General features: G+C 72.1%; 14 protein-coding genes. 4 read left to right on the top strand and 10 right to left on the bottom strand.

What is annotated here, in order from left to right:
• Positions 1-18 precede the first annotated feature (18 nt).
• From BLV24_RS01090 to BLV24_RS01080, 3 genes are read left to right on the top strand one after another with little or no spacing between them, the layout of a single operon-like run.
• Complete coding sequence (locus BLV24_RS01090) at positions 19-1392, top strand: DUF1254 domain-containing protein (protein WP_092679293.1); 1374 nt, start codon at positions 19-21, stop codon at positions 1390-1392.
• Positions 1389-2420: a TAXI family TRAP transporter solute-binding subunit gene (locus tag BLV24_RS01085; protein WP_092679292.1), complete on the top strand. Its 1032-nt coding sequence runs from the start codon at positions 1389-1391 to the stop codon at positions 2418-2420. Before BLV24_RS01090 ends, BLV24_RS01085 begins: the two co-directional genes overlap by 4 nt.
• A 3-nt stretch (positions 2421-2423) precedes the next feature.
• Positions 2424-4526: an acetate--CoA ligase family protein gene (locus BLV24_RS01080; protein ID WP_092679291.1), complete on the top strand. Its 2103-nt coding sequence runs from the start codon at positions 2424-2426 to the stop codon at positions 4524-4526.
• 5 nt (positions 4527-4531) lie between these two features.
• Here BLV24_RS01080 and BLV24_RS01075 read toward each other — a convergent pair whose 3' ends face one another.
• The 5 genes from BLV24_RS01075 to BLV24_RS01055 form a co-directional block, all read right to left on the bottom strand.
• Positions 4532-5479: a LysR substrate-binding domain-containing protein gene (locus tag BLV24_RS01075; protein WP_092679290.1), complete on the bottom strand. Its 948-nt coding sequence runs from the start codon at positions 5477-5479 to the stop codon at positions 4532-4534.
• Positions 5480-5597: 118 nt separating this feature from the next.
• Positions 5598-6707, bottom strand: coding sequence for an ABC transporter ATP-binding protein (locus BLV24_RS01070; protein ID WP_092679289.1), 1110 nt, complete (start codon positions 6705-6707; stop codon positions 5598-5600).
• 3 nt (positions 6708-6710) lie between these two features.
• A complete protein-coding gene (locus tag BLV24_RS01065) occupies positions 6711-7532 on the bottom strand; it encodes a carbohydrate ABC transporter permease (protein ID WP_092679288.1) in 822 nt (273 codons plus the stop codon).
• A 4-nt stretch (positions 7533-7536) separates the two neighbouring features.
• On the bottom strand, positions 7537-8490 hold the full coding sequence (locus BLV24_RS01060) for a carbohydrate ABC transporter permease (RefSeq protein WP_092679287.1): 954 nt from the start codon (positions 8488-8490) through the stop codon (positions 7537-7539).
• The gene (locus BLV24_RS01055) at positions 8487-9785 is read right to left on the bottom strand and encodes an extracellular solute-binding protein (protein ID WP_176954581.1); all 1299 of its coding nucleotides are present in this window, start codon (positions 9783-9785) and stop codon (positions 8487-8489) included. The genes BLV24_RS01060 and BLV24_RS01055 overlap by 4 nt, the downstream gene beginning before the upstream one ends.
• Before the next feature lie 301 nt (positions 9786-10086).
• On the opposite strand from BLV24_RS01055, the gene BLV24_RS01050 reads away from it, so the two are divergent.
• Positions 10087-10923: a metallophosphoesterase family protein gene (locus tag BLV24_RS01050; protein ID WP_176954580.1), complete on the top strand. Its 837-nt coding sequence runs from the start codon at positions 10087-10089 to the stop codon at positions 10921-10923.
• A 104-nt stretch (positions 10924-11027) separates the two neighbouring features.
• Here BLV24_RS01050 and BLV24_RS01045 read toward each other — a convergent pair whose 3' ends face one another.
• The 5 genes from BLV24_RS01045 to BLV24_RS01025 are packed head-to-tail and all read right to left on the bottom strand — an operon-like array spanning position 11028 to position 15844.
• Complete coding sequence (locus BLV24_RS01045; protein WP_092679285.1) at positions 11028-11798, bottom strand: ABC transporter permease; 771 nt, start codon at positions 11796-11798, stop codon at positions 11028-11030.
• Complete coding sequence (locus tag BLV24_RS01040; RefSeq protein WP_245710325.1) at positions 11798-12646, bottom strand: ABC transporter ATP-binding protein; 849 nt, start codon at positions 12644-12646, stop codon at positions 11798-11800. The genes BLV24_RS01045 and BLV24_RS01040 overlap by 1 nt, the downstream gene beginning before the upstream one ends.
• A complete protein-coding gene (locus BLV24_RS01035) occupies positions 12643-13431 on the bottom strand; it encodes a D-glutamate cyclase family protein (protein ID WP_092679284.1) in 789 nt (262 codons plus the stop codon). The genes BLV24_RS01040 and BLV24_RS01035 overlap by 4 nt, the downstream gene beginning before the upstream one ends.
• Positions 13428-14816: a dihydroorotase gene (locus BLV24_RS01030; protein ID WP_092679283.1), complete on the bottom strand. Its 1389-nt coding sequence runs from the start codon at positions 14814-14816 to the stop codon at positions 13428-13430. The genes BLV24_RS01035 and BLV24_RS01030 overlap by 4 nt, the downstream gene beginning before the upstream one ends.
• Complete coding sequence (locus BLV24_RS01025; protein ID WP_176954579.1) at positions 14816-15844, bottom strand: ABC transporter substrate-binding protein; 1029 nt, start codon at positions 15842-15844, stop codon at positions 14816-14818. The genes BLV24_RS01030 and BLV24_RS01025 overlap by 1 nt, the downstream gene beginning before the upstream one ends.
• Between the last annotated feature and the right edge of the window lie 19 nt (positions 15845-15863).

Here is a 15863-nt window from a genome sequence, read left to right as displayed (position 1 = left end):
AACCCCGAGGAGCCCCCCATGGCCGACGGCGCCCAAGACCCGCTTTCCCGCCTGCGCGACGCCGCGGACGCGGCCTGCACCTATCTCACCCCCCTGCTGGCGATGGAGACGCTGCGTCGCCGGCGCATGGCGGCCGCGGCGGCCCAGGGCGCGGCGGCCCAGGGCGCGGCGGAAGGCGGCATGAACCGGCTGCTGCACGCGAGAAAGCTGCTCAACCACCGGTCCCGGCAGATCACCACGCCCAATGCCGACACGCTCTACACCGACGCCTGGATCGACCTTCGGCAAGGGCCGGCGCGCATCGCCCTGCCCCGGCATGGGGACCGCTACGTCTCGCTGGCGCTGATGGACATGTGGACCAACAATTTCGCGGTGCTCGGCTCCCGCGCCACGGGGACCGAGGGGGGGCGCTTCACGCTGGTCGGCCCCGACGCCTCGGCCGAGGGACTGGAGGGGCCGGTGATCCGCGCCCCGACCCCCATCGTCTGGGCGCTGGCCCGGATCCTCGCCGCGGGGCCGGAGGACATGGACGCCGCCCGCGCCGTGCAGGACGGCATGGCGCTGGAGACCGCGCCCTCGCCCGAGAACGCCGCCCCCGATGCCGGGGAGGGGACGCGGCTTTCCGACTGGCCCGAGTTCCTGGCGCAGGGCGCCCGGCTGCTGGCGCTGCACCGGCCGCCGGCGATGGATCTCGGCGTTCTGCGCCGGATCGCGGTGCTCGGCCTGGGGCCGGAGGCCGCGGCGGACGGCCCCGACGCCCCCTTCGACCCGGCCCGCTTCTCCTCCGCCGAGGCCGCCGCCATCGCGGACGGCTTCGCCCGCGCCCGCGCCCGGCTGATGCGCGCGCAGGGCCCCCGCGCCTGGGACGGGTCCGAGGCGCAGGGCGCCTGGCAGGGCCCGCCGGCGAAGCTGGGCGACTACGGCCAGGATTTCTTCATCCGCGCCTCGGTGGCGGTGGGCGGGCTCGGCGCGCTGCCGCTGGAGGAGGCGACGTATTTCCGCGCGACCTCGGTCGGGGGCGAGCGGCTCGACGGGCGGCGGCCGATGCGCTGGCGGATCCCGGGCGACCGGCCGCTGCCGGTCGACGGCTTCTGGTCGCTGTCGCTCTACGCCCCCACGCCCGAGGGCGAGTTCTTCTTCGTGGAGAACCCGATCGGCCGTCACGCCATCGGGGACCGCACGCCCGGCCTGGTCCGGGACCCGGACGGCGGCGTCACCCTTCACCTCGCGCATGACGATCCCGGCGACGCCCGCCGGGCCAACTGGCTGCCGGCGCCGGCGGGTCCCTACGACCTGATCCTGCGCTGCTACCTGCCCGCAAAAGAGCTGCTGGACGGGAGGCGTCGCCCCCCCGAACCGGAGCCCATACCAACGGAGGAAACACCGAAATGACCCGTCTTTCCCGCAGAACCGCGATCTTCGCGCTGACCGCGGCAGGCCTGGCGGCCGCCGCCTTCCCGGCCGCGGCCCAGGACACCAACCTGCGCGTGCATACCGGCGCGCCCGGCAGTTCGTCCTTCGTGTTCTCCACCACCATGCAGACCGTGGTGCAGCAGAACACGCCCTACCGGATGAACATGACGTCGGGGATGACCTCGACCCGCTCGACGCTGGACGCGGCGCGGGGGGACGTGGATTTCTACATCTCCGCCCCGGCGATCAACCATTACATGTCGAACGGCATCGCCATGTACAAGGACATGGCCGACGCGCCGGAGCTGTTCAAGAACGTCCGCTCGGTGGTGAACTTCCCGCTCGGACCCTATCACATCATCACCTATGCCGGCTCGGGGATCGAGACGCTGGAGGATATCCGCGGCAAGCGCGTCTTCCTCGGCCCTCCGGGCGGCGCGGCGACCACGGTGGGCCTGGCGATCATGGACAGCGCCGGGATGAAGCCGGGCGCGGATTTCGAGCAGGCGAAGCTCGACTGGACCTCCGGTTCGCAGGCCTTCCAGGACCGTCGGGTGGATGTGGCGATCATCCCCACTGAACTCCCCAGCCCCTCGATCCAGCAATTCGCCCTGCTCGACGAGATCCGGCTGATCTCCATTCCGCTGGAGAATTTCGACAAGGGCGACCTGAAGAAGATGGTCGCCATTCCCGGCCGCACGATCGAGGAGATCCCCGCCGACATCTACGGCGCCAACCAGGTCAACGAGACGCCGGCGAAGGCGGTCGGCTCCTGGGTCGGGATCGGCACGCGCAAGGACCTGTCGGACGACGCGGTCTATGCGGTGACGAAAGCGATCTTCGACCATCTCGACACCTTCCACGGCGCGGCCGAGTGGATGAAGACCTTCACCCCCGAAAGCGCGCTGAAGCAGATGAACGCGCCCCTGCATCCCGGCGCCCTGCGCTATTACCGCGAGATCGGCGTGGAGGTTCCCGCCTCCGCCATCCCGCCCGAAGGGATGTGAGCCATGGCTGACGGATCCGCCCGCGCCAACCCGCTCGACGCGCTGTTCCGCCCCCGCTCGGTGGCGGTGATCGGGGCGAGCTCGGACCCGCTGAAGATCGGCGGGCTGCCCGTGTCGTTCCTGAAGACGCAGGGCTATGCCGGGCGGATCCTGCCCATCAACCCGAAGTCCCCGGAGATCCAGGGGCTTCGGGCCTGGGCCTCCCTGCGCGAGGCGCCGGGGCCGGTGGATCTCGCGATCATCGCGGTGCCCGCGGCGCTGGCGGAAGGGGCGCTGGAGGATTGCGCGGCGGCGGGCGTGAAGGGGGCGGTGATGTTCACCTCCGGCTTCGCGGAGATCGACGCGGGCGGGGCCGAGGTCCAGGCCCGCATGGCCGCCGCGGCGAAGGCCGCGGGGGTGCGCCTGCTGGGGCCCAACTGCCTCGGCTTCATGAACATCGCGGAGCGCATCTTCGCCACCTTCGCCCCGGTGGTCAACGCCGGCGTGCCGCCGCTGGGGCGGATCGGGCTGGTCAGCCAGTCCGGCGCCTTCGGCGGCTTCGCCTATTCGCTGGCCCGCGGGCGGGGGCTGGGGCTGAGCCACTGGATCACCACGGGCAACGAGGCCGATCTGGGCTTCGCGGAATGCGTGGAATGGCTGGCCGGCGACCCCGCCACCGACGTGATCGTGGGCTACATGGAGGGCTGCCGGGACGGCGCGCGCCTGCGCCGGGCGCTGGAGGCCTGCCGGGCCGCGGGCAAGCCGGTGATCGTCACCAAGGTCGGCCGGTCCGAGGCCGGGGCGGCGGCGGCGGCCTCCCATACCGCGGCGCTGGCCGGCGAGGACGCGGTCTTCGACGGCGTGTTCCGCCAATACGGCGCGCATCGGGCGGGCTCGATCGAGGAATGCCTCGACATCGCCTACGCCGCCACCACCGCCGGGCCGCCGCGCGGGCGGCGGGCGGGGCTTTACACCGTCTCGGGGGGCGCGGGGGTGCTGATGGCCGACGCGGCCTCGGCCGCCGGGCTGGAGGTTCCGGAGCTGACGGCGGAGACCCAGGCCGCCGTGCGCGCGCTGGTGCCCTTCGCGGGGACCCGCAACCCGCTCGATATCACCGGCCAGGTGATCCAGATGGAGGGGGCGTTCCGGGCCTCGCTGGCCGGGATGGCCGCGGACGGGACCTGCGATCTGGTGGTGAACTTCCTTTCCGCGTCGGGACTGTCGCCCGCCACGGGGCCGCAGATCGCGGCGGATATCGCCGCGGTGCGGGCGGCGACGCCGGAGGTTCCGCATTTCCTGGTGACGCTGGCGAGCCCCGAATTCCGGGCCGTGGTCGAAGCCGCCGGCTGCCCGATCTACGACGATCCGGGCCGGGCCGTGCGCGCGGCGGCGGCCTTGGCGGGCCTGGCGGAGGCCTTCGCGCGTCCCGCCCCGCCCGATCCCGTCCCCGGCGCCCCCGGCCTTTCCGTCCCGCCCGACTGCGACGAGCCGACGGCGCTGGAGGCGCTCGCCGCGCTCGGCCTGCCCACGGCGGCGTTCCGCCGGGCCGCGACGGCGGAGGAAGCGGGCGAGGCCGTGGCGGCCTTCGGGGCGCCCTGCGTGGTCAAGATCGTGTCGCCGGATCTCGCCCACAAGACCGAGGTCGGCGGGGTGACGCTCAATGTCTCGGGGGCCGAGGCCGGACGGGCGGCGGCCTCCGCCATCCTCGCCTCCGCCGCGAAGGCGGCGCCGGGGGCGCGGCTGCGCGGGCTGATGGTCGCCCCGATGCGGCGCGGCGTGGCGGAATGCGTGATCGGCGTGCAGCGCGATCCCAGTTTCGGGCCGGTGGTGATGTTCGGCCTCGGCGGCGTGCATGTGGAGGCGCTGCGCGACGTGACCTTCCGCGCCGCCCCCTTCGACGAGGCCGAGGCGATGCGCATGATCGGCGAGGTCCGGGCCCTGCGCCTGCTCACCCATCCCCGCGGCGCGCCGCCCGCCGACCTGCCGGCGCTGGCCCGCCTGCTGGCGCAGGTCAGCCGGGTGGCGGCGGCGTCTCCGGGGCTGGACGGCTGCGACATGAACCCGGTGCTGGCCCTGCCGGAGGGCGAGGGCGCGGTGATCCTCGACGCGGTCCTGATCGGGGGCTGAGCCGCCTATTCCGCGGCGATGGCGGGCGGGGCCGGGTGCAGCGCGGCGCGGTCGAACAGCGCGACGGAGCGCGCGGCCTCCGCCCGGATCCAGGCGGCGAAGCGGCGCTCGGCCGGGGTCCAGGCCCGGCGCTCGGCGGCGCGGCACAGGCGGTGGACGCTGCCGATCGGCCGGGCCTCGGCGCAGGGCGCGAGGCCGCGGGACGGAAGGTAGGGCTCCGAGATCAAAGGGACCGCCAGCGCCACGCCCAGCCCCGCGGCGGCGGCCTCGCAGGCCAGCGACTGGGTGGGGTAGTCGATGCGCCGGATCCCGCTCGTCCCCCCGGTTCCGCCGGCCGCGAACCAGCGGTCCCAGGAGCCGCCGGGCTCGGTCACGCCGATCAGCACGCGATCCGCAAGCTCCGCCGCATCGCGCGGCGCGGGGCGGCCATCGGCCATGACCGGCATCGCCACCGGCACGGCGCAGGAGGCGTAGAGCGGTTCCGACCAGAACTCCGCCGGCGCCCGCCGACCGCCCCAGATCGCCAGATCCACGGCCCCGGATCGCAGCGCCTCCGGATCGCGGGTCGGGATCAGCTCGACCTCCAGCCCCTGGTCGCGGGCGAGGTCGGGGAGGCGGCGGATCAGCCAGCTCGACGCGAAGGAATGCGAGGCGGCGACGCGCAGCGGGCGGCCCGAGGCGCCGTCCCGCTCCAGCGCCGCGGTGGCGTCGCGGATGGCGGCGATGGCGGGCTCGATGGCCGCGAGATAGGCGCGGCCGTCGGCGTTGAGCCGGGGCGCGGGGCCGGTGCGGTCATAGAGCGCCCGGCCCAGGAACGCCTCCAGCCCCGCGATGCGCCGGGAGACGGCGGAAGGGCTGAGCGCGAGGTCGCGCGCCACCGCCCTGAACGACCCCGCCTTCGCGGCGGCGACGAACACCTCTATCGATTCGAGCGGGGGCGCCTTGCGCAGCATGGGCGCATCATAGCCGCCTCAGGTGACGGTCTTGTTGCAGTCGGGCGGCAGGCAAGCGTCCGCCCCGCCCTGCACAGCCCGGCCCAGCCCCGCCCAGCCCCGCCCGGTTCAGGCCGGGTCAGGCGGGCGCGAGTTCCCGCGCCTCCGCGCCCAGCGCCACGCGCCGCCCGTCCGCCCCGAACGCATGCAGGGCCGAAACCGGCGCCCGCAGCGCCATGGGCGCCCCCCGCCCCGGCGCGGCGGCGCCCGGCAGGCGGGCGGTCAGGCTGATCGCGCCGGCCTCGCCCACGGAAAGCTGCACGACGGTTTCGGCGCCCAGCCGCTCGACATGATCGACGCGCCCGCGCAGGGCGATTTCGCCCGGACCGGGGTCGCCCGGGCTCAGCGCCTCGGGCCGCAGGCCGAGGGTGGCGGGGCCCTCCGGCGCGCCGAGCGGGGCGGGAAGCGACAGGCCGGCGGCGGCGAAGACCGGGCCGCGGGGGCCGGGCTCGATCACGCCGGGGATCAGGTTCATGGCCGGGGCGCCGAGAAAGCCCGCGACGAACAGGTCGGCGGGCCGCTCATAGAGGTCCATCGGGGCGCCCTGCTGGCGGATGCGCCCGCCCTCCATCAGCACGATGCGATGGGCCATGGTCATCGCCTCGACCTGGTCATGCGTGACGTAAAGCGTGGTCATGCCCAGCTGCGCCTGAAGCCGCGAGATCTCCACCCGCGCCGAGCCGCGCAGGCGGGCGTCGAGGTTCGACAACGGCTCGTCGAAGAGAAAGGCGTGGGGCTCGCGCACGATGCAGCGCGCGACAGCGACGCGCTGGCGCTGGCCGCCGGAAAGCTCCCGCGGGCGGCGGGAGAGCAGATGCCCGATCTCCAGCCGGCCGGCGGCGGCGGCCACGGCGGCGGCGGTCTCGGCCCGGCTGCGGCCCGCGAGGCGCAGGGCGAAGCCGATATTCTCCTCCACCGACATATGCGGGTAGAGCGCGTAGGACTGGAACACCATCGCGAGGTTGCGGTCCCGCGCCGGCAGCGGGGTCACGTCCCGCCCGGCGATCTCCACCCGCCCCTCGCTGGTCGGCTCCAGCCCCGCCAGCATGCGCAGGGTCGTGGTCTTGCCGCAGCCCGAGGGCCCGACCAGAACCACGAATTCGCCGTCCTCGATCTCCAGGTTCAGCCCGTCCACCGCCACGGAATCCCCGAAACGGCGGGTGAGGTTGCGAAGCGCGATGCCCGCCATGGTTCAGCCTTTCAGTCCGGAGGCGACGAAGGTGTCCATCACCCGCCGCTGAAGGATCAGGAACAGCGCGACCGCGGGGACCGAGGCCAGGGCCACCCCCGCCATCATCGCGCCGAAATCGGAATAGCCGTCGGATTCCAGGAACTCGCGCAGGCCCATCTGCAAGGTGCGCGAGGCCTCGGTCTCGGTCACCAGCAGGGGCCAGAAATACTCGTTCCAGCACTCGACGAAGAGGATGATGGTCAGCGCCGACAGCGCGGGCGCGAGGTTGGGCACCACCACCCGCCACAGCGCCCGCCACGGCCCGGCGCCATCCATCTCGGCCGCGTCCAGCAGGTCGCGGGGGAAGGCCAGCATGTGCTGGCGCAGCAGGAACACCGCGAAAGGCATGGCGAGATTGGGGATGATCAGCGCCGCCCAGGTGTCGAACCAGCCCAGCCGGGCCATCAGGATATAGACCGGGATCATGGTCAGCAGATGCGGGATCATCATCGCCCCCAGCACCATCGCGAAAAGCGTGTCGCGCCCGCGGAAGGCGAAGCGGGCGAAGGCCCAGGCCGCCAGCAGCGCGATGACCAGCTGGCCCGAGACCCGCAGCACGGTCGTCGCGACCGAGTTCCACAGGTAATCCGCGAACCGCGCCTTGCCGAACAGCGTGGCGAAGTTGTCGAAGGTGGGGGCCGAGGGCCAGAGGCTGGGCTGGAACACCTCGGACGGCGATTTCAGCGCGGTGGCGAGCACCACCGCCACCGGGGCCGCGACGGCGAGGCAGCAGGTCAGCAGCACCAGATGGCCGATGACGCGCCAGGATCGGGACAGCTCCATGATCTCAGCGCCCGTATTCGACGCGACGGTCGAGCGTCAGGATCTGCGCCGCCGTCACCGCCATCAGCAGGGCGAAGAGCATGACCGTTCCGGCCGCCCCGGCGCCGACGTCGAAGGTCACGAAGGTGTATTGGTAGACCATGTGGAACAGGTTGGTGGTGGAGTTCTGCGGCCCGCCCCCGGTGAGGATGTCGATGGGCGTGAACACCTGCTGGATGGTGAAGATCACGGTGGAGATCAGCACGAAGAACAGGGTCGGCGTCAGCAGCGGCAGGATCAGCCTGCGCAGGATCACCCCGTCCGAGGCGCCGTCCATGCGCATCGCCTCGATCAGGTCGCGGTTGATGGAGGCGAGACCGGCGAGATAGAGCAGCATGTTGAAGCCCATCACCTTCCAGCTGGAAATCGCGATGATCGTCCAGATCGCGGTGTCGGCGTCGGTCAGCAGCGCCGGCAGGCGCACGCCGATCTCTCCCAGCCAGGCCTTGGCGTAGCCGAAGATGGGGTTGAGGATCCACAGGAAGGCGATGGCCACGGCGACGAAGCTGATCAGCGTCGGCAGGAACAGGATCGCCCGGTAGGCGTGCCCGCGCGCCCCCAGCGACCACACGAAAACCGCCAGCGGCACCGGCGCCAGCACCTTCAGCGGGATCGAGGCGCCGACATAGATCAGCGAATTCACCCAGGCGTGCTCGAACAGGGTCGAGGACGCCACCCGCCCGTAATTCTCCAGCCCCACGAAACGGGCCGGCTGGTCGGGGTTGAGGTTCCACTCGGTCATCGACAGCGCGACCGTGTGGATCAGCGGCCAGTAGACGAAGATCCCCAGGCCCAGCAGCGTGGGCGCGAGGTAGAGCCAGGGCGCGACCCCCGCCAGCCGCAGCCGCAGGGGAAGGCGCGCCGCGGCGGAGGGGATGCCCTCCGCCGCGGCGCCTGGCGCGAAAGCGGCGTCGCTCACTGGGTCGCCTGGTTGGCGGCGAGGGCGGCGTTCACCTCGGCCACCGCCTCGGGCACGATCTCGGAGGCGGGACGCTCGGCGGCCCAGAGCTCGTCGAGCATGGCGCGGATCACCGTCTGCGCCTCCAGCGTGCCGCGGGCCGGCCAGACGGCGGTGGGCACGGTCTGGGACATCTGGTCGATGACCGGGCGCACCTGCGGGAAGCCCTCGACATACTCGGCCATGGCCGGGTCCGAGAGCGGGTCCTGCACCAGTGGCATGTAGCCCGATTCACGCGACCAGCGGTTGGCGATCTCCTTCTGGGAGATGTAGCGCAGCAGCTTCATCGAGGCTTCGCGCCGCGGCCCTTCGGGGGCGTAGAGCATCAGGGCGGCGCCGGAGTTGTTCACCCGGCGGGGCTGGTCCTTGAACAGCGGGTAGTTGCCGACGCCAAGCTCGAACTTGCCCTCGGAGGCCGCCACGAAGGGACGCAGCGCGGCCGAGGACGTGATGTAGATCCCCATCTGGCCGGCTGCGAAGGCCGCCGTCCACTCGCGGTCCGACGCGATGGGCATGGCGCCCGACCTGGCGAGATCCTGCCAGTACTGAAGCGCGGCGACGCCCTGGGGGCTGTCGAAGCCGGCGCGGGTCCCGTCGCGGCTCAGATACTCGGCGCCGGCGTTGGTGGTCATGACCATCGTGCCGTAATCGCCCATGGAGGCGTGCAGATGCGCGGCGCCCGGCATGCCGGTCGTCTCGTTGATGGTCTTGGCGAAGGCCAGCACCTCGTCCCAGTCCTTCGGCGCGGCGTCGCGATCCAGCCCGGCGCGCTCGAAGATCTCCTTGTTCCAGTAGACCATGGGCGTGCCGTAGGCGTGGGGGATGGCGAAGACCGCCTCGCCTTCGCGGCCCAGGTCCAGGAAGTTGGGCAGGTAGCCGTCGAGCCAGGCGGTGTCGCCCCCGGACGCCGCCACCATGTCCACCGCGCCGGTGTTGTTGAGGAAGAACACGATGTTCTTGCCGATCACCGTGGCGATATCCACCGGACGCTCGGCGGCCAGCGCGGCCTGCACTTCGGCGGTGATCTGCTGGGACTGCTTGAAGACGTCCTTGACGGCGATGTCGGGGTTCTCGGCCTCGAAATCGTCGAGGATCGCCCGGAACGCGTCGTAGTTGGAGGTCTGGTAGTGGTAGAAGGTGATCTCGGTCGGCTCGGCGGCGAGGGCCGGCGCGGAGACGGCGGCGGCGAGGCCGAGGGCTGCGCCCGCGCTCAGGGTGAGGCGCAGGCTCGTGCGGCGGGTGATGGGGCCGATCATCGGTCGCTCCTGGAATATGTGCGGCGCGGGCGGTCTGGTCCCGGCCGATGATGACGGGGCGCCGCTGCGCCCGCGTGTCGGTTCCATGTCGATCGCGCGACATCGGCGCCCTGCGGCGGGCGTCGGGAGGTCCGCGACGCCGACAAGCTGGACCGGAACGGCCCGAAGGCGTGAGCGCGCAGCGCGCAACGCCCGTTGCGCCCTTCGCAACGCCCGGGGGGACGCAGGCGGGCTAGGGTCGCGCCCCGGGCCGGGGACCGCCCTCTCCCCCGGCGAAGGACAAAGCACGAAGGACGCCCGCATGGCCGATACGAGACGCCTCAGGATCGCGCAGATCTCCGACACACATCTCGCCCCCGGACAGGCGGAGGTGGACGCCAATTTCGACGCGCTCGCCGCCTGGATCCGGGCCGAGTCCCCCGACCTCGTGGTGCATTCCGGCGACGTGACCCGCGACGCGCCCGGCGTGCCGGAGGAACTGGACTACGCCGCCGCCCGGCTGGCGGAGCTGGGGGTCGAGACGCTGGTCATCCCCGGCAATCACGACGTCGGCGACAATCCGGGCGATGGCGACTACGCGCCGGCCTCCCCCGTCGGTCCCGGCCCGCTGGCGGCCTGGGCGCGGGTCTTCGGCGCCGACCGTTTCGCCCGCGACATCGCCGGCTGGCGGGTTGTGGGGATCGACGCGCAGCTGTTCCTCTCGGGCCTGCCCGAGGAGGCGGCGCAATGGGACTGGCTGGAGGAGACGCTGGCGGTCCCCGGCCCCGTGGCGCTGTTCACCCACAAGCCGCTGTTCCGCGAGACCCCGGACGAGCCCGCCGACCCCACCCCCTTCCGCTACGCCCCGATGGGGCCGCGGGCGCGGATGATGGATCTGATCCGGGGCGCGGATGTTCGCCTCGTCGGCTGCGGCCATGTCCACCAGACTCGGCAGGTGACGGCCGAGGGCGTGATCCACGGCTGGTGCCCGGCCTCGGCCTTCGTGATCCCCGACGCCCACCAGCCGCGCATCGGCGACAAGCTCTGCGGGCTGCTGGACTGGCGGCTGGGGGCCGACGGCTCGGTGGATTGCCGCCTGGTCCGGCCCGCGACCATGGGCGACCACGACATCACCGAACTGCCGAAGATGTACGGCTGACGGGCGCCTTCAGGGGGGGACGGCGGGCGGGGCGACGACGCCCGCAAGGGCGTCCAGCGCCCGTCCCCGTCCCCGTCCCCCTGCCCGGCTCGGCTCAGCCCGGCTCAGCTCATCAGATCGGTCCCGCGGAAGGCCCAGCCGGTCATCCGCCCCTCGACCAGCGCCATCAGCGCGTACATGAGCACGCCGAGGAACGCGACGACCAGCAGCCCCGCGAAGACCAGCGGCACGTTGTAGTTCGACGACGCCGCCAGCATCAGATAGCCGATGCCCGAATTCGACGCGACCGTCTCCGAGATCACCGACCCCACGAAGCTCAGCGTGATCGCGATCTTCAACGAGGCGAAGAGATAGGGCATCGCCCGCGGCAGCCCGATCTTGGCGAGGATCTCCCGACGGCTCGCCCCCAGCGAGCGCAGGACGTCGGTCAGCTCCGGCTCGATCGTCGCCAGCCCCGTCGCCACGTTCACCGCGATCGGAAAGAACGAGATCACGAAAGCGGTGATGATCGCCGGCACGGTCCCGATCCCGAACCAGATCACCAGCACCGGCACCAGCGCCACCTTGGGGATGGAATTGAACCCCACCAGCACCGGGTAGAGCCCCTTGTAGACCAGCGTCGAAGACCCGATCGCCAGCCCCAGCAGCACCCCGAACCCCACCGCCAGCACGAAGCCCGCGGTGGTGGTGAAGAGCGTCTGCAAGGAATGCTCCAGCAACTGCGGCCAGAACTCCACCCCCGCCGCCCAGGCGTCGGAAGGGGCGGGCAGGATGAACACCTCGATGCCCGAGATCTTGCAGAACGCCTCCCACAGCGCGAACAGGCCGAGGGTGACGGCCCAGGGCATCAGGATCTGCAACCGGCGCCGGGTCATCAATGGGCCTCCCGCACGGTCTGGATATGGTCGCGCAGGGAATGCACATGCGCCTGGAAGGGCGGCTCGTAGGTCATCTCCAGCGTGCGGGGGCGGGGCAGATCGATCTCCTGCCGATGCACGATGCGCCCGGGGCGGGCGGACATGACCAGCACCTCGTCGGCGAGATAGACCGCCTCGCGCAGGTCATGGGTGATGAGCACGGCGGTGAAGCCCCGCTCCATCCACAGGGCCTGCATGACGGACCACAGCTCTTCGCGGGTGAAGGCGTCGAGGGCGCCGAAGGGCTCGTCCAGCATCATCAGCCGGGGCTCGTGGACGATGGCGCGGGCGACGTTGGCGCGCTGCTGCATCCCGCCCGAAAGCTCCCAGGGCTGGTTGTCGGCGAAGGCCTCCAGCCCCACGGTTTTCAGCAGCGCCCGGGCGCGGGCCTCGTATTCGGCGCGGTTGGCGCGCAGGCGGCGCTTGTGCGGCGCGACGATCTCGAAGGGCAGCATCACGTTGGAAAGCGTCGAGCGCCAGGGCAGCAACGAGGCGTTCTGGAACGCCATGCCCACCCCCTTGGCCGGGCCGCGCAGGGCGGCGCCCTCCAGCGTCACCGTCCCGGCGGAAGGCTTCGCGAGCCCTGTGAGCAGGCGCATCAGGGTGGATTTCCCGCAGCCCGAAGGCCCCACGACCGCCACGAAACGCCCCTTGGGGATGGAGAGGTCGAGCCCGCGCAGGGCGTGCACCTCCTCCTCCCCGCGCGAGAAGGTCATGTCGACGCCGTCGACCTTTATGAAATCGGCGGGCCCCATGAAGTCGGCGGGCTTCATGAAATCGGCGGGGTGGAATTCGGGATCGCTCATGCGGGCTCCGCGGGAAGGTCCGTGACCACCATGCAGCCGGGACGGTGGGTGATGAAGAAGGGCGGGCCGGAGGCGGCCAGCGCCTCCTGCCCGGTCAGGCCGCAGGGCCAGAACAGCGCGGTCTCGCCCCGCTCGGGCGGGATCGCGTCGCCCCAGTCGGGGGCGGAGAGGTCGACGCCCAGGCCCTCCGCGTCAAGATCGAGCGGGGCGCCATGGGCCTGCGGGCGGGCGCCGGTGAGCGCGCGGATGCGGGGCACGTCCGCGGTCGCGAAAGGGCGCATGGAGACGACCTCTGGCCCCGAGAACCTCCCCGCCGGGGTCGCGGCGCGGCGGGTACGGAACAGCGCGCCCTGCACGCCGCGCTCGATATGGCGCATGCGGATGCCGGCGGCGGCGAGCGCGGATTCGTTGGCGAACCAGCAGCCCAGCGCGAAGGCGGTGAGGTCGGAGGACCACAGCGCGGAGATGTCGGCGCACGTCTCCGCCGGCGCCCCGTCGCGCCAGACCTGGTAGCCGGGAAGGTCGGTGCGCAGGTCGAACCCCGCGGCGCAGGTCAGGATCGGGTCGCCGGGGCGCCCGCGCTCGATCACCGGCAGGGCGGCCGGGTTGGCGGCGCAGAAGGCGGCGAAGTCGTCGGCGGCCTCGGTCGGCAGAATGGCGAGATTGCCCTGCAGCACGCCGGGCGCGAGGCCCGATGTCACGCCAGCATGATCCCCCGCGCGGATCAGCGCGCGCAGGGCGGAGGGCGACAAGGCGGCGAGTTCGGCGCGGGAAAGGCCGGTCATGCCGCCGCCCCGGACGTCGCCCCGGACGTCGCCTCGGGCGCGAGCGCGCCGTGGAAGCGGACCGGACGCCCCTGCGGCCCGCCCAGCGCCTCGCCGTCCCGCATTGCCAGACGCCCGCGGATCACGGTCGCCATGGGCCAGCCCGCGACCTCGCGCCCGTGCCAGACGGTCCAGCCGACCCTGGAGGCGATGTCAGCGTTGTCGATCCGCCGGCGGGCGCCGAGATCGACCAGCGTGAAATCCGCGTCATGGCCGACCGCGATCCGCCCCTTGCCCGCGATGCCGAACACCCGCGCCGGCCCGGCGCAAACCAGGTCGACCACCTGCAACAGGCTCAGCCGCCCCTGCGCGACGAAATCCAGCAGGATCGGCAGCAGCGTCTGCGTGCCCGGCATCCCGGAATGGCGGTTGGGATAGGGCCCGGCCTTGTCCGCGAGCCGGTGCGGTCCGTGGTCCGAGCCGATCACGTCCACGATCCCGTCCGCCACCGCCGCCCACAGCGCCGCGCGGTGGCGGGCCTCGCGGATCGGGGGGTTCTGCTGGACGAGGGTCCCGTGGGCCTCGTAGCAGTCGGGGGCGGCGAGGATCAGGTGCTGGGGAAGAACCTCGCAGGTCACGATGTCCCGGTTGGCGGCGATCAGCGCGATCTCCTCCGCGGTCGAGACATGCAGGATGTGGATGCGCCGGCCCAGCCGGCGGGCGGTGTCGATGGCGAGACGGGTCGCGGCGACCGCGCTCTCCACGTCGCGCCATTCGCCATGGACGCGCACGTCCCCCGCCGCCTCGGCGATGTGCTGGCGGGCGAGGATGCGGGCCTCGTCCTCCGCATGCAGGCTGACGATGCGGGCGCCGGCCGCGAAGATCCCCTCCAGGTCGCCGGGGTCCGAGATCACCAGCGAAGAGGTCGAGGACCCCATGAACACCTTGGTCCCGCAGACGCCCGGCGCGGTCTCCAGGTCGGCCAGCAGGTGCGAATTGCCGCCGTCCGCGCCGACATAGAGCGCGTAGTCCGTCCAGGCGTGACGCCCGACAAGGGCGAGCTTGGCCGCGAGGCTTTCGCGGTCCAGCACGGCGGGCGCGGTGTTGGGCATGTCGAACACCGCCGTCACGCCCCCCAGCAACGCGCCCAGCGAGCCGGAGCCGAAATCCTCGGTCGCCTCGCCCCCCGGCTCGCGGAAATGCACGTGGCTGTCGATGACGCCGGGCAGCACATGCAGCCCCCGCGCATCGATCACGCCCTGCGCCGGGGCCGCGTCCTTCAGCGCCCCCGGCCCGGCCAGGGCCGCGATGCGCCCGTCGCGCAGGCCGAGATCCATGACCTCGACCCCGCGATGGGACACGACCGCGCCCCCGGCGATAACCGTATCGAAACGGTCGGCCGGCATCAGGGCAGGACCCGATCCTCGGCCGGCGGCAGGAAGGAGGCGTCGAAGACCTGCGCCGGCGTCGGCTTGGGGTCGAGCCCGAACACGCCCGAGATCTGGTCGATCGAGCGCTGCAACCGCGCCGGGTCCGCGTCGCCGAAGCCGTTGGCCCGGGTGTAATCGGTGTAGATCAGCGTCTCGGCGGCCAGCTTCAGGCGGGCCAGCTCCATCTCCGCGTTCAGCAGGCCGTCGCGGTCCTTGGCGGCGGCCACGCCGACCTCGGGATCGGCCAGCACTTCCTTCACCGCCCGGGCGGTGGCGCGCAGGAACTTCTTCACCAGCTCGGGGTTCTCCTCGGCGATCTCGCGCTGGACCAGCACGGCGTTGCCGTAAAAATCCACGCCGAAATCGGAATAGAGGAAGGAGGTCAGGTCCTCCGGCTTCGCGCCGCGCTGAAGCAGGTCGATATAGGACGAGTAATAGTGCCCGGAGATCATGTCGACCTGCCCGCGCAGCAGCATGGTCTCGCGCAGCTTGCCGTCCATGTTGATGCGCTCGACCTTGGATTCGTCGATGCCGGTGGCCTCGGCGAAGGCCGGGAACAGCTTGAACGACGCGTCGAAGACCGGGGAGCCGAGCGAGTGGCCGGCCATGTCCTCGGGCTTTTCGATCCCGCTCGACTTCAGCGTGAAGATCGAGAACGGGCCCTCATCATAGACGATCATCACCGCGACCGGGGCCTTGTCCGGGCTTTCGGAGGCGAACTGCACCAGGTTGCCGAGATCGGCGAAGCCGAACTCGTAGGCGCCCGAGGCGACCTTGTTGAGCGCGTCGACCGAGCCGCGGCCCGCGTCCACGGTCACGTCCAGCCCTTCCGCCTTGTAGTAACCCTTGTCGACGGCCACGAGCATGAAGGAATCGGGCCCCTGGAACACCCAGGGCAGCGTCACCTTGATGGCGGTCTGGGCCGAGGCCGGAAGGGCGGTGAGCGCCGGCGCCGCCAGCGCGGAGAGCGCCAGGGCGAGGGACTTGAGCGACGGGGTTTTCATGTCGGTCTCCATGCCGCGT

The organism is Albimonas donghaensis, assembly GCF_900106695.1.
Lineage (GTDB): Bacteria > Pseudomonadota > Alphaproteobacteria > Rhodobacterales > Rhodobacteraceae > Albimonas > Albimonas donghaensis.
This window is presented reverse-complemented; position numbering and strand designations above follow the sequence as displayed.

What these genes read in the sequence shown, in the direction of transcription:
- BLV24_RS01075 (WP_092679290.1), bottom strand. Translation starts at nt 5,479, where the DNA reads ATGCTGCGCAAGGCGCCCCCGCTCGAATCGATAGAGGTGTTCGTCGCC.
- BLV24_RS01040 (WP_245710325.1), bottom strand. Translation starts at nt 12,646, where the DNA reads ATGAGCGATCCCGAATTCCACCCCGCCGATTTCATGAAGCCCGCCGAC.
- BLV24_RS01035 (WP_092679284.1), bottom strand. Translation starts at nt 13,431, where the DNA reads ATGACCGGCCTTTCCCGCGCCGAACTCGCCGCCTTGTCGCCCTCCGCC.
- BLV24_RS01045 (WP_092679285.1), bottom strand. Translation starts at nt 11,798, where the DNA reads ATGACCCGGCGCCGGTTGCAGATCCTGATGCCCTGGGCCGTCACCCTC.
- BLV24_RS01080 (WP_092679291.1), top strand. Translation starts at nt 2,424, where the DNA reads ATGGCTGACGGATCCGCCCGCGCCAACCCGCTCGACGCGCTGTTCCGC.
- BLV24_RS01085 (WP_092679292.1), top strand. Translation starts at nt 1,389, where the DNA reads ATGACCCGTCTTTCCCGCAGAACCGCGATCTTCGCGCTGACCGCGGCA.
- BLV24_RS01030 (WP_092679283.1), bottom strand. Translation starts at nt 14,816, where the DNA reads ATGCCGGCCGACCGTTTCGATACGGTTATCGCCGGGGGCGCGGTCGTG.
- BLV24_RS01065 (WP_092679288.1), bottom strand. Translation starts at nt 7,532, where the DNA reads ATGGAGCTGTCCCGATCCTGGCGCGTCATCGGCCATCTGGTGCTGCTG.
- BLV24_RS01090 (WP_092679293.1), top strand. Translation starts at nt 19, where the DNA reads ATGGCCGACGGCGCCCAAGACCCGCTTTCCCGCCTGCGCGACGCCGCG.
- BLV24_RS01025 (WP_176954579.1), bottom strand. Translation starts at nt 15,844, where the DNA reads ATGAAAACCCCGTCGCTCAAGTCCCTCGCCCTGGCGCTCTCCGCGCTG.
- BLV24_RS01050 (WP_176954580.1), top strand. Translation starts at nt 10,087, where the DNA reads ATGGCCGATACGAGACGCCTCAGGATCGCGCAGATCTCCGACACACAT.
- BLV24_RS01055 (WP_176954581.1), bottom strand. Translation starts at nt 9,785, where the DNA reads ATGATCGGCCCCATCACCCGCCGCACGAGCCTGCGCCTCACCCTGAGC.
- BLV24_RS01070 (WP_092679289.1), bottom strand. Translation starts at nt 6,707, where the DNA reads ATGGCGGGCATCGCGCTTCGCAACCTCACCCGCCGTTTCGGGGATTCC.